Genomic DNA, 11,725 nt, shown 5'->3' on the forward strand with positions numbered 1-11,725 from the left:
ACGTTCGCACCCGTCGTCGTCGGAAGCATGATCGTGCGGCCGATTGACGATGATGCTTTTGTGGCCTTGCGATCTCTTCTGACCGAAACGAGTGACGCGTCACTCGGTCCCGCCTGATTTGGGAACCAGCGCTTCAGCGGCGCGGCCTGCGTCGACGAACTGAACGGGTGTGTTGGCACTCCAGCGACACAAGTTGGGATAAATTGCCGAGACAGGGCTGGGGCTCGTTCACCGCTTCGCAGAGGGACGCTGAGCGGATCACCGGTCGCGCCTCGGGCCACGCACCGTCAGCTCTCGTCATCGACGGCCGACCAGGCCACGATTTTAGCAAGTTGCGCGACGTTCCATCGACGCCGGGCGCGCCAGATGACATCGCTCGTCTGGAATGCCTGCAGGAAAACCCATTTGCTCTTTCCATTGCCATCTCGCCATCGCACTCCTGGCATGGAGCGCGCTCCGTGCTGGGTAATGGACGTTATCTCCGACTTTGAGATCGTCCGTGTCAGGAGAATGCCACGCACCACGAGAGCGGAATCGGTGCATGTGACTCCCATTCGATAGCCCCGCCAACTCACAACTGCACCGACGACCCAGAATTATCGCGACGAGCCAGGCCGACGTTCCCCGTTGCGCGAACATCCAGGCGTAAGTCAGCGTCAGGCCTGGGAGCACGACACCCAGAAAGATTCTGGTGGATTTGTGGGAATGGAGCGTCATTTTTCCATCATCCCGCATGCGGGCAACGGAGATGTGGCGGGAATGCGGGCCCGCCCGCAAGGCGGACCTTGAACGACACAGGTTGGGGTCAAGTTACAGAGCTAGGGCTGGGCACGAGCCTCGTTTCACAGGGGAACCCCTTACGGGGCGGCCATGACTGGGTCGTCTTGGGCGCGGTACAACACCACGGTGAAGAGCAGGAAGACGGCCGCGCCTAACCATCCGCTGATGCCTCCGAGTTCGGGAATGACAAGTAGTGCGCTCAGACCCAGGAGAATCAATACCCCAGCCAGAACTGCATAGACCCGCATGCCGTAGAGCGAGATGAAAACGAGGTAGTGGGCCCCGACGATGATCAGCGACGCGGGGAAGAACAGCACGGGCGCGTAGCTGCCCAGGGCGACGGCAATGACCAAGCCGAGCGGCACGGTAAACGCGCACTGCATAGCCAACGCCGCTGATGGGTGCCCTTTCGGTAAGGCGGCCGGACCGCCCAAGATCTTCAGGAGGAGTGTGTTCAGCGGGAAGATCAACATGCCCCCGAAGAAGAGCGTGGCCATTCCACCCGCGACCGAGCCCCAGGTGAACACCGCACTCGCCGCCGCCCACAGGACGGCAGAAACCAACGGTCCGGAAAAACCGGCGCGATAGATGCGGCGCACATCTGCCTGGGCCTGTGAAACGTCCATGTCATCCCCCAAAATGATCGAGCTGAATGCGACCCGCGGAACCAGGTCCGCACGGGACCTGCCCCCACGTCGATCATGGTGCAGTTGTCGCGACACCACCAATCGACTGCCCGCAGGTAGAGCCCTTACCGGGAATGGAGCCCGCTGTATTCAGCGGGTTGTTGTCGACGTCAGGCGATGGTTGTGAATGGTCGTCGCGGCCAAGGCGACGAGAGCAACACCGACGGTAAAGAGCAAGCTCCACGTTCCGAAAGAATTTGCCAGTGCGACTACGCCGAAAACGAGTAATCCTGCGCCGATGCTCCGCATCGCGATGGATCCAGGAGGGACGATCGGAGGATTCCGATTAAAGGGGATTCTCGCGTCAGGATTGGCCCAAATGGTGCGGATCAAGGACGACATGAAGAGCCCAGCTCCCGCGACGACCGCAATCCACCCGAACATGTCCATCCGGCCAGCATACTGATGCAGCCATGCCGGCTTACGAAAACCGGGCACGCGGCCCACCAGAGCGCATTCCAAATGGGAACCCCTATCGGGACGACACCAGGGGCCCACAGGTGGCCGGTGGGACTCACGCTCGCTGCAACAGGTCCGCGACGATTGGGGTGAGCGCGCGGCCGAGGGTCTCGTGCTGGTCTGCATCGAGATGCACCCCGTCGACGGTGCTGCTGGTGGTCACGGAGTTGGCGTCGAAGAACTCACACCCGGTGTCCTCGCTGACCTGCCGGATCGCCTCCGCGAGGCCGAGCGAGGCGACATCCCCGTCGGCGAACTTCGGGCCGAGGGGGCCGCGAGGGTTATCAAGCTGCGGAGGCGCGATGGCAAGGATCGCCGGCACCCGCATCCCCGGCTCGGTTGGGGCGGTGCGCACAGCGGTGACGACCGCGGCCAAACCAGCTGCAGAGTGCCACGCCTTGTGCGGATGCATCGACTGGAAGTCATTCGTGCCGAGCAAGAGAATGACGAGGTCAAGGGGCGACTGCGCTTCAATGACCTGTTGGATGCCGACTAGCGCGTTGCGCCCCGGCTTATACGGGTCATCGAAGGCCGTTCGGCGACCGTTGAGGCAGTCCTCGGTGACGCGGACCCGCTCATCGCCGACGTTAAGCGCGTTGTGCATGACGCCTGGCCACCGGGAGTCGAACGCGAGCCGCCGTCGAGTCCCGGGGATGATCCCCCAGGTGAGCGAGTCGGAGTACACGAGGATATGCTTCGTCGGATTCATCCCTACACGATAGGCGGTCCATCTAAAACCCAGAGACGGTGTACCTGTCGGTGAACTCCACACGGTTTAGCGGCCGGCCGCCCTGCAGAAGCCAGCGCCGTAGGCTTGAGGCATGGGTGAAGCGCGCGCGATCGATGTCGACCGGTGGCCCAGACGAGAACACTTCGAGCACTACCTGACACGTGTCGAATGCACGTATTCGATAACGGTCGAAGTGGACGTGACGGAGATGGTTGCAGCGCTTCGCGAATCAGCGTGGAAAAGTTACATTGCGCAGATCTGGGTCATCTCGTCCGTGGTGAATCGTCACGCCGAGTTTCGAATGACCCTGATCGGCGAGAAGGCTCCCGCTACCTGGGACATCGTGCACCCCGCGTTTACTGTCTTCAATCCCGAGCGTGAGACGTTCGCCAGCGTGTGGTCACCCTTCCACACCGATTTTACAACCTTCCATCACGACGCGGCTGTCGTCTTGGCGGAGCACCGCACGGCCACTTCCTTCCAGCCGCAATCGGATATGCCCGCCAACACGTTCGATATATCAAGCCTTCTGTGGGCGTCGTTTACGGGGTTCAGCCTGCACATGCGTGCGGGCTGGAAGCACCTCCTCCCGATCTTCACCCTGGGGAAGTACCGAGAGGTGCAGGGACGCACCATGATGCCGGTCGCCGTGCAGATTCACCACGCTGCCGCCGATGGTTTCCATACCGCTCGCCTCATTCACGAGCTCGAAGAGCTTCTCTCCAACCCCACCTGGCTGCCCAGATAGCGGAACCCTTTGCGGCAACCGCTGTTCTCAGCCCATGAGCCAGGCGAAGGCTCGGTCTTCGGGTTTCGGGTTGCGGGCGGCCGAGAGGTGGTCGAGTCCTTCATGGACGGTGATGGTGATGTTTTCGGCAGCCGCGGGGTTCTCGGTTGCGAGGATCTCCTTGAATCGGGCCGCTCCTGTCGGCGGAACATGAGTATCGTGGCCACCAAGTTCACACGATGCTGCTGGCGCAGGTCGGTACGAAATCGGGTTGGTCAGTGGGTTCAATCGCGTGTACAGCCAGTCCCCATACGGCGACGGGCTACCTTGGCCAAACAATTCCTCGGGCCGGCCAACTTGCGTCATGCCGGGCCGGATCCAATCTGGGGTGGCGACGATAGCGGCAACCCGTTTGACGCGGGGGTCGACACCGGCCAACGCGACTGCGATGTCACCACCCCTGGACACGCCGCCCGCGACGACATCGCTGCTCAGGTCGTGTGTTTCGATCACCCAATCAACGATTCGGAGGGCATCGAGCGTGGTCTGTCCGAGGATGGGCCACATGTGCCGGCGGAACCCACCGAACACTCGCGCCATCAATCCTCAAAGGTGGGGTACATCAGGACCTGCATAACGACTGGCATCGCGGTCGGGTCGTCGTCGCTGTGCGCCTCTTCCGCCAGAGCCGCGGCGATGGCGGATCGCACCCGCCCGTATCGTTCTGGTGTCATACTCACCCGCACGCTGCTCAGGAGAATCGACAGATCGGCCTCGCCCTGTACGGCGGTCAGTGGCACCCGATCGGCCTGCAGATCGCTGTGCAGTTGATCCCGGACGGAGTTCAGGGAAGCCATTGTGGCGCCGCGGAAACCGTCCGGTTCCTGACTCTGATTGAAGGCGTCACTGTCGATTTGCAGAGTGCGGTACGTCGGTCGATATCGCTTCTCGAGGATGCCGGAAACCAAGCGAGTCCCCGTGACGAAGATCAGGTCTGCGTCCTCGAGAAGCTTCACATGTCGATAGAGCTTGGTCTGGCCCTCACCCAGTCGGTCCGCAAGTTCCTTCACGGTCAGCGCGGGGGCGAGTTCTCCGCTCCGAAAGGCGGACAGGATCGACAAACGGAGCGGGTCTGCCAGCATGCGCAGGGTCTCCAAGTCCTTCACGTACCGAACCTCGTCCAGCACCCTGGTTGGGGGGTGGGGCAACTCGACTGACATCCGGTCTCCGCTCATTCCACTCACACTGCTTGAACTAGTTTCGCGTACATGCAACCATTCATGCTAATGCGAATGTTGTGAACTTAGTGAAGAGCTGCGTGAAGAGAACGGATGACCCGTGATGGATGTGTGGGCTGAGGACGGCACGAAGAGCGAACTACCCCTGCGGCGAAACTGGCGATTCCAAGCGTTGTGGATCGGCGGAGCCGGTGCTGTGATGTCATTCAACATTACGAGTGTCGTGGTTCCACTCTTGGTGCTCGCCATAACCGGATCTCCGGTCGCCGCAGGCCTGTATGCCCTGGCCGAAGGGATCGCCGCCTTCGCATCGAGCGTTCCGGCCGGCCTGATGCTGGACCGGTTCAATCGGAGGACTCTCCTCATTTCCGCCGAGTTCGCGCGTGCCGGCGTCTTTGCCCTTGTCACCGTCCTTTTAGTCATCGACGGGCTGAATTTCCCCGTACTCCTCATCGCTGCCGTGGTGACCGGAGCCCTGCAACCCCTCGCCGGTGGCGCTCGCATGCTCGCCACGCGCAGCGTCGTCTCGCCCAGTCAGCTCACCGCCGCCCTCACCCAGGAAGAAGTCCGCACGCACGCGGCCGCGATCGCCGGACCGGCGATCGCGGGTCTGGTCTATGCGACCTCGCGTCTTCTGGCGACAAGCTGCATCACCATCGGCTACCTCCTCTCGGCCCTGTGCGCCTGCGCGATGCCCCGCGACCGCGGCATGGCGCGCTCCGCACCCGGAATGCCACGGGGAGGATTGCTCAGCGGCTTCACCTTCCTCCTGAGGACCCCTCTCCTGCGCGCAGCAATCATCGCCATCGGCCTGCTCAACCTCGCCGGCGCTGCTCTCGAGCTGATCGTCATCGTGCTCATCCAATCCAGCGGTGGATCCGCAGCAGACGTGGGTTTCGCATTCGCACTCGCTGCGGCGGGAGGTCTCCTGGGAACAACGCTGGTCGGCACTCTGCATAGACTCCGCCCCGGTTGGCTCCTCATCGCGCTGAGCACCTGGGCTGGTGTTATCACCACAGGCTTACTCATTCCTCCGGCTGGCCCCTGGTGGTACGGCATCGTTCTGGGACTCATCGCCGTCCCCATTCCCGCCGCCGTGGTCTTGATCGACATCCTGATCTTCCGACAGGTTGAAGATGCCCACCGAGGCCGAACCATCACCGCCACGATCACCATCCTCACCGTCGGCCCTTCCCTGGGCCCCCTGCTCGCCGGCATTCTTCTGCAGTACGTCGGCAGCGCCGAGTCCGTCGCCGCATTCAGCCTGATCTTCCTGGCCTCAGCGGCGTACGCGCTCAGCAATACGGCATTGCGTCAAGCACGCTGGCCAGAACCCGCCCAGTGATCCCCCCACCGGCCCGAAGATACCGTCCTGCTTCTCGGCTCGTTCAAAGACAATCTGTTTCGGCACGCTGACCGCTCACAATAATGTTTCGTAACGGGGACGGCCAGCGCGACAGCGACGGGGTCAGACGACACTGGGGGCCGAGCGCGCCGATGCCGTGTTCTGGAGGAGTCCCTGCGGGCACGTTCAGTCCTTGACGTTGCGAACCTTGCGAACAGTCCGGAGGACCAAAACCCACAGACCCATGGACACGGCGAGAAGGACCAATGCGCCCTGCGGTTGGTCGGCCCAGAACGACGAGATGCCGTTGCCGTCGAACGTGAACATGGCAGCGATGCCTAGAAGCAGTACGGCTGGGCTGAACAGTGGAGAGCGAAGTGCAGCCATCCGACACTCCTTCTGTGGTTAATCTCCAACCTAGTGGCCGGACGCTGCGATGACACGAGGATTGCAAGTCCCGCGCGTTCAACGGCCAGTGCAACAGAATTGGGCCTAATCCTCCCGACGACCGAGTTCGCCGATTGTGCGTCGGATGCCAACCGATAGCGGGAGAGGTCATCGTGATCGGTGCGTCGGGTAGCGACGTCAGTCGGGCCCGTGGTTCCACAAGCGATGACCCGGCTGCCATACTGGGCTCGGCGGGGAGGGGACCTGATGCCACGACTGACGACATCCGTTCTGGGGAGCATCGTTCTGGTGCTCGGACTGGTGGCCTGCTCGCCCGCGACGACCGAGATTCCACCGGTGGAGACCGCTGTCCAAACGGATGCGCCGGCCCTGTCCGCGCGCGCGGCCGACGTGGTCATCCCCGACGGAGTCATCGGCAGGGCCGAGCTCACCCCGGCCTCGGGCGACAAAATATCCGGAACCGTACTCGTCGCGGCCGGAGGCGGCGGTTTCGACGTCGCACTCGAGGGCTTCCACTCGGACGTTCCCGGTGGCGTGCAACTCTTCATCAGTCCCTGGTCGGCGACCACGACCTGCCTGGCCGACATGTACAGTTTCTCGTTCGGCAACCTCTCCACGGACAGCGATCAGACCGGGCTAAGCCTGGGCGGCAGGGAATTCTCACACGGCGACCCCAGCTATTTCCTGACCGCTGTCATCGTCGCGAGTACTCCGGGTACGACCGATCCGGACGGCTGCGTGCTCACTCCCCGCGCCATCGGCACGATCACCTGGGATGTGCCCGACACCCGCCCCGGGCTGCTCGCCGTCGATTCCGGCACCCGGTTCGGTGCCGGTGGTGCTACCGCCACCGCGGATGGCGCCCCGCTCTCCTACGGCGCGGTCGCCGGCGACACGCTGAACGACATCGCCGACCGCTTCGGCATCACGCTCGACGACCTTGGCTTCCTCAACCCGCTCACCAGCCGTCAACTCCAGGCCGGCGACGACCTGAACCTCCAGGTGGCACTGCGCGGCGGCGCCTCGGTCCCGCCGCCATGGCTCTGAACGCCACTCCAGAAAGCAAGGCTGCTCGAACTTCGCTCGCTGTCGCGCCATTTACCCTCGGGATCAGCCTGCTGCTGATGTTCTTCTTCATATCCATTGCCGGAAACGCTCGCAGCAGCAGCACTGACGTCGCCACCGGTACGCTCCTGCTTGTTGGCCTCATCCTCGTTCTCGTCGGTGCCCCGTCTACGGCGCTGACAAAGCGCGGCCGGTCTCCCCGATTCGCCACAGGAATGTTGGGAGTCATGGTCCCTGACCGCGCTCACCCTCATTTTTCTGGGGCTGGCAGGTTACGGCATTTACATCTTGCTGACCGACAAGCGCAAACAGGCTGCCCGAATATTCCCAGAGCCACAGTAACTCCCGCCGGCAATCATTCACGCGGCGTCGCAAGCATCCATTCGTGCATTGACGCGGTGAGCGTGTCTGCAGGTGAGCGTGCCGCAGGGTGACTTCCCGTGGCCATCCGCGAGAGCACAGATATTGCCTCAGGGGGTTGGTCCATGACTCAGTCCGTTTCACGGCTGCGCTTCCCCTCCCGTGGACAAAGCGGAATCGTAGATTCCCGCTAGGCGAGACCTGCAGAGGCGATTGATATGTCGGAGCGGTGGGCGATGATCGCGGCGTGGGGTCGCGTAGAACTGGCCGCCAAATCGAGACATGACCTCGGAGGCGTCACGCACCACAACCAAGCGGCCGAATTGACCGTCGCATTGTGGCGGTGCCAGACTCGGACGAGAACTGGTCCGCGCACCTGCAGCCCAGTGGCGCGGCCTCACAGTGGAGCGCCGCACAGTACTTCGGGGGTTTTATGAAACGTGCACCAGTAGTTTTGGCCGTGGTGTTCGGAGCGGTTCTGGCATTGTCGGGATGCGAAGCCGAACAAACGGTCTCCCCAGAGCCATCGGCTTCAGTACCTCTAGTTCCCGCGCCGACCGACGCACCCACGGCGCATGAATCTGCCCAGGCGTGGGCAGACGAAACCTTTGGGACGTTCGAGGCTTTCACTGTGACCGGTAGCGGTGCCGATGAAATCGTCTTTCCCGACGACGCCAAATCGGGCTTCTACACAATCACGTGGGCGCCCGGCCACTGGGCCAATGAGGACTCCTATGCGCAGGTTTATGGGGAGGACGGAACCTTCCATGAGGCCGGAACGACTGATTACCAGGGCGATTCCGCCAGCGTGGCCTACGGTTTGGACCCCATTGTCGGCCCTGCGGGGTGGATAGGAGTTGAGGCCGGTGCGGGTGACTGGTCCATCACCGTGGCCCCCATCTCAGCGCTTCCCACTCTGCCAGACACTGGAGGCTACGACGCCTACCTGTACTCGGGCGGTGAGCAGGCGGTCGTCTTCTCGTCCTTGAAATCGGGACGAGTCAGCGTTCGACAGTTCAACGGCATTGACCCGACCGACGGCATCCTTCCTCAGCAAGACTTCACTGCCGTCGGCACCCTCGGCGCTGGTCCCAGTGTTGTCAACGTCCAGCTGGAAAGCGTGAGCCCCTGGACGCGGTCCACGACCTAGCCGGATCTACATGACCCGATCAGCGGACGTTTCTTGGACGGACCCGCTCGGATCCGCCGGGCGATCTGAGTTTCCGCGACTGCCCTAAGATCAGGGAATGATGCCCGTCGACGACACCACACGTTCTGCGCGGCGGCGGACCGGGGTCGGGTCTCCTGTCTTGAAGTTCGTGCGGGACCTCGTCGTCATCGTGGTCATAGCGATCTTGATGTCTGCCCTTCTCAAAACTTTTGTCGTTCGTTCGTTCTACATCCCTTCTGCTTCGATGGCCAACACGCTCCTGATCAATGATCGAATCATTGTGAATGAACTCGTTCCCAGCCCGATCCCGATTGAACACGGCGACGTCGTCGTGTTCACCGACCCGGGAACCTGGCTCCCACCGCAACAACCCATGCCGCTGAACCTTCTCAGTGCACTCGATGCCGCGCTCACTGCTGTCGGGCTCAGCACTGGCGACAGCAATAATCACCTCGTCAAAAGAGTCATCGGCCTTCCCGGAGACGCTGTGGTCTGTTGCACGGCAGCCGGACAGCTCACCATCAACGATGTTCCCCTCGACGAGCCATACATCCAGGTTCCTGACGGGCAATCCCAGGCAACGAAGAGTCCGTTTACGGTCACCGTGCCCGATGGAAAACTGTGGGTCATGGGCGACAACCGATACAACTCGGCCGACTCAGCCTTCCATTATCTCAACGGCTCCCCAGGAGGAGGCTTCGTCCCCATCAGTAGTGTCGTGGGCCGCGCAGTCGTGGTCAGCTGGCCCGCCAAACACTGGAAATGGCTCGGCAACTATCCAGAAACGTTCACGCCCTCAGCCCGCTGAATTAGACGGCAACACCGAAACAAGAGACTGAATTCTTCAGCGCAACTTGTCCCGCCGGGGGTTGTCCTCTGAAGCCGTTGAACACGTCTTCCATCGACATAGTCGATCGTGGCGCGACGAGTTCCTGAATCCCACTAAGCGGGTCGCCGCCTGTGACCCAGAGACCGGCCACAATGACGGCGGCAGCGAGCGTGATTGTCGTGGTCATGATGACGATTGAGCGTTTCGACATCGCCTACTCTTTCTGCATGTGGCGGTCGAGCCTGGCTCGGTTGCGCACGAGATCGGTTGGCATCTGCACCCCTACGCTTGGGGGCATGGTTACGCGAGCGAAGCTACACATGTCGTGCTTGCTCATGCGTTCTCGATGGGACTCCTAAGGAGATAGGGCGCCTCTCCCCATCTCGTTGGTCGAGGAGCGAGGAACGAGCGTCTCGAGACCGCGCAACCTGACTCTCAAACTCGGCTCACCGGGTCTCGTGTCTCGTGTCTCGACAACCGGCGCCGTAGCCGGCGTTCCTCGACCAGCGGAATGGGGAAACCGCGGCGCATTTCCCCCTCCCCCGGTGGCGCGAAGCGCCCGACCAGCTCGATCGGATTTCTGCCGTGACCTACAAGGACAACGTTGCATCACAAGCTGTTGCCCAGCGCATCGGAATGACTCACAAAGGGACCACCTCTGACTACTACAACACGGAGTGCGAGCTGTTCAGCATCGATCGGAAGAAAAACTAGGCGGGTCACATCGCATTGTGCGCTTGAAAGTGAATGGTGAAGGCCGGTGCTTCAGACCCGTGAGGCGGAGCTGCAGATCAGCGCCAGCGCTATTCACGGACAGCGTGTGTCACTGCAATCCAGCCGCGTTTCTTGAAGGGTGATCGGCTCGACTGTGGCTGACCGGCTTCTGGGCCCTCAGCGCCCCGTAAGCCGTTCCCCTCTGACACTGCCTCAGCGTGTTGGGCAGTTGCGTGGACTAGGTCTAGATCTGTCACGGTGACCGTCCCCCTTACGGAGGACCGGGTGTGTTACGCCAACCATTTCGATCGCACCTGAACGTCGGCGTCTTCGTAACCGATGTGATTGTAGAAGCCCAGCACTGCATCGTTGGTCGAGCGGATCATGAGTTGGACTTTCACGGCGCCCTGCTCGCGTAGCCAGTGTTCCGCGGCGGTCATCATTTTTCGACCCAGCCCCCCCGCCGCGCTCCTCGTAGCCTGCCAACCACGGCCCTTCCGCATCACGACCCAAGCCGACGCCGCGGCGGCCGCGACCATGCCCGACCTCATCAAACGCGACTTCACTGCCGACCGCCCCGGGGTGAAGTTCGTCGGTGACATTACCTACATCCACACGTGGCAAGGGTTCATATACCTGGCGACTGTCATTGACTGCTATTCGAAGAAGGTCGTCGGCTGGTCCATCGCCGACCACATGCGCACCGAACTCGTCGCCGATGCCCTCCGGAATGCCGACGCGACGAGTTCGGTGCGCATGTGATCGGTCGCTCAGGGGCCCCGAGTGACACGGCATCAGCGGGCGCGGCCGCCGGGCGGTTTGGCCCCAGATCTGTCCGGCAGTCCGGCGGCGAATTCAACAATTCGTTGCGACGACCGGTTGAGTTCGCCGTTCTGGGTTGCCCTAGGGGGCCGACCGGGACCTTCTCAAATTCACATGGTGCATGATGAGAGGGATGTTCACTCCTACCCGAGCTGCCGGCCTCGAAACCCTCGGCCTGTTCGTCCTCATGCGGGGTTAGATTACACGCGAGACCGCAATCACGACACGGGACCCTCTCGTGAGAACGTTTCCGGTCTCTCTCCGTACCTCCGCCACAGACTCCTGACCGAGCGCGAAGTGGTCTCGGCTGTGCTTGAACGGCATCGGTTTGGTGCATGCGAGAAATTTGTGCAGGAAGTCTTCTGGCGGACGTATTGGAAGGGATGGCTCG

General features: G+C 62.1%; 14 protein-coding genes and 1 pseudogene. 8 read left to right on the forward strand and 7 right to left on the reverse strand.

The window, feature by feature from the left end; all coding sequences use genetic code 11:
* Positions 1 to 287: 287 nt before the first annotated feature.
* From JF66_RS22900 to JF66_RS07195, 3 genes are all read right to left on the reverse strand, one after another.
* The gene (locus JF66_RS22900) at positions 288 to 446 is read right to left on the reverse strand and encodes a hypothetical protein (protein ID WP_156109686.1); all 159 of its coding nucleotides are present in this window, start codon (positions 444 to 446) and stop codon (positions 288 to 290) included.
* Between the two features lie 411 nt (positions 447 to 857).
* Complete coding sequence (locus JF66_RS07190; RefSeq protein ID WP_051973243.1) at positions 858 to 1,406, reverse strand: hypothetical protein; 549 nt, start codon at positions 1,404 to 1,406, stop codon at positions 858 to 860.
* A 574-nt stretch (positions 1,407 to 1,980) separates the two neighbouring features.
* A complete protein-coding gene (locus tag JF66_RS07195) occupies positions 1,981 to 2,634 on the reverse strand; it encodes an SGNH/GDSL hydrolase family protein (RefSeq protein ID WP_035876572.1) in 654 nt (217 codons plus the stop codon).
* 112 nt (positions 2,635 to 2,746) lie between these two features.
* Here JF66_RS07195 and JF66_RS07200 point away from each other — a divergent pair, with 112 nt between their 5' ends.
* Entirely contained in the window at positions 2,747 to 3,403 is a 657-nt protein-coding gene (locus JF66_RS07200) for a CatA-like O-acetyltransferase (RefSeq protein ID WP_035876574.1), read from the forward strand.
* Positions 3,404 to 3,430: 27 nt separating this feature from the next.
* On the opposite strand, the gene JF66_RS07205 is transcribed toward JF66_RS07200, so the two are convergent.
* Positions 3,431 to 3,982 carry a S9 family peptidase gene (locus JF66_RS07205; protein ID WP_035876576.1) on the reverse strand — a complete coding sequence of 184 codons (552 nt, stop codon included), beginning with the start codon at positions 3,980 to 3,982 and terminating at the stop codon, positions 3,431 to 3,433.
* Positions 3,982 to 4,548: a helix-turn-helix domain-containing protein gene (locus JF66_RS07210; RefSeq protein ID WP_197059352.1), complete on the reverse strand. Its 567-nt coding sequence runs from the start codon at positions 4,546 to 4,548 to the stop codon at positions 3,982 to 3,984. Before JF66_RS07210 ends, JF66_RS07205 begins: the two co-directional genes overlap by 1 nt.
* 175 nt (positions 4,549 to 4,723) lie before the next feature.
* On the opposite strand from JF66_RS07210, the gene JF66_RS07215 reads away from it, so the two are divergent.
* Positions 4,724 to 5,965 (forward strand): MFS transporter, encoded by a 1,242-nt coding sequence (locus tag JF66_RS07215; protein WP_051973245.1) that lies wholly within the window; start codon positions 4,724 to 4,726, stop codon positions 5,963 to 5,965.
* A gap of 186 nt (positions 5,966 to 6,151) precedes the next feature.
* Here JF66_RS07215 and JF66_RS07220 read toward each other — a convergent pair whose 3' ends face one another.
* On the reverse strand, positions 6,152 to 6,352 hold the full coding sequence (locus JF66_RS07220) for a hypothetical protein (RefSeq protein WP_035876577.1): 201 nt from the start codon (positions 6,350 to 6,352) through the stop codon (positions 6,152 to 6,154).
* Positions 6,353 to 6,619: 267 nt separating this feature from the next.
* Between JF66_RS07220 and JF66_RS21620 the strand changes: the two genes are divergently transcribed.
* The 5 genes from JF66_RS21620 (at position 6,620) to JF66_RS24990 (ending at position 10,512) form a co-directional block, all read left to right on the forward strand.
* Positions 6,620 to 7,420, forward strand: coding sequence for a LysM domain-containing protein (locus JF66_RS21620; protein ID WP_197059354.1), 801 nt, complete (start codon positions 6,620 to 6,622; stop codon positions 7,418 to 7,420).
* 1,009 nt (positions 7,421 to 8,429) lie between these two features.
* Complete coding sequence (locus tag JF66_RS07230) at positions 8,430 to 8,948, forward strand: hypothetical protein (RefSeq protein WP_035876579.1); 519 nt, start codon at positions 8,430 to 8,432, stop codon at positions 8,946 to 8,948.
* A gap of 97 nt (positions 8,949 to 9,045) precedes the next feature.
* Entirely contained in the window at positions 9,046 to 9,777 is a 732-nt protein-coding gene (gene lepB, locus JF66_RS07235; RefSeq protein WP_035876580.1) for a signal peptidase I, read from the forward strand.
* Between the two features lie 250 nt (positions 9,778 to 10,027).
* A complete protein-coding gene (locus JF66_RS22170) occupies positions 10,028 to 10,165 on the forward strand; it encodes a GNAT family N-acetyltransferase (protein ID WP_231556335.1) in 138 nt (45 codons plus the stop codon).
* A 218-nt stretch (positions 10,166 to 10,383) separates the two neighbouring features.
* Positions 10,384 to 10,512, forward strand: coding sequence for a hypothetical protein (locus tag JF66_RS24990; protein WP_255351514.1), 129 nt, complete (start codon positions 10,384 to 10,386; stop codon positions 10,510 to 10,512).
* Between the two features lie 290 nt (positions 10,513 to 10,802).
* Here JF66_RS24990 and JF66_RS24235 read toward each other — a convergent pair whose 3' ends face one another.
* Complete coding sequence (locus tag JF66_RS24235; RefSeq protein ID WP_081882212.1) at positions 10,803 to 11,063, reverse strand: GNAT family N-acetyltransferase; 261 nt, start codon at positions 11,061 to 11,063, stop codon at positions 10,803 to 10,805.
* On the opposite strand from JF66_RS24235, the pseudogene JF66_RS07250 reads away from it, so the two are divergent.
* Positions 10,984 to 11,265: pseudogene (locus JF66_RS07250) on the forward strand (DDE-type integrase/transposase/recombinase); the annotation flags it as partial. The gene JF66_RS24235 and the pseudogene JF66_RS07250 overlap by 80 nt on opposite strands.
* Positions 11,266 to 11,725: the final 460 nt, after the last annotated feature.

It is taken from the genome of Cryobacterium sp. MLB-32, assembly GCF_000738085.1.
Classification (GTDB): domain Bacteria; phylum Actinomycetota; class Actinomycetes; order Actinomycetales; family Microbacteriaceae; genus Cryobacterium.

Excerpts from the sequence above, each read along its gene's own strand:
- JF66_RS22900 (WP_156109686.1), bottom strand. The coding sequence starts at position 446 with ATGCCAGGAGTGCGATGGCGAGATGGCAATGGAAAGAGCAAATGGGTT.
- JF66_RS07190 (WP_051973243.1), bottom strand. The coding sequence starts at position 1,406 with ATGGACGTTTCACAGGCCCAGGCAGATGTGCGCCGCATCTATCGCGCC.
- JF66_RS07195 (WP_035876572.1), bottom strand. The coding sequence starts at position 2,634 with ATGAATCCGACGAAGCATATCCTCGTGTACTCCGACTCGCTCACCTGG.
- JF66_RS07200 (WP_035876574.1), top strand. The coding sequence starts at position 2,747 with ATGGGTGAAGCGCGCGCGATCGATGTCGACCGGTGGCCCAGACGAGAA.
- JF66_RS07205 (WP_035876576.1), bottom strand. The coding sequence starts at position 3,982 with ATGGCGCGAGTGTTCGGTGGGTTCCGCCGGCACATGTGGCCCATCCTC.
- JF66_RS07215 (WP_051973245.1), top strand. The coding sequence starts at position 4,724 with ATGGATGTGTGGGCTGAGGACGGCACGAAGAGCGAACTACCCCTGCGG.
- JF66_RS07220 (WP_035876577.1), bottom strand. The coding sequence starts at position 6,352 with ATGGCTGCACTTCGCTCTCCACTGTTCAGCCCAGCCGTACTGCTTCTA.
- JF66_RS21620 (WP_197059354.1), top strand. The coding sequence starts at position 6,620 with ATGCCACGACTGACGACATCCGTTCTGGGGAGCATCGTTCTGGTGCTC.
- lepB (WP_035876580.1), top strand. The coding sequence starts at position 9,046 with ATGATGCCCGTCGACGACACCACACGTTCTGCGCGGCGGCGGACCGGG.
- JF66_RS24235 (WP_081882212.1), bottom strand. The coding sequence starts at position 11,063 with ATGAGGTCGGGCATGGTCGCGGCCGCCGCGGCGTCGGCTTGGGTCGTG.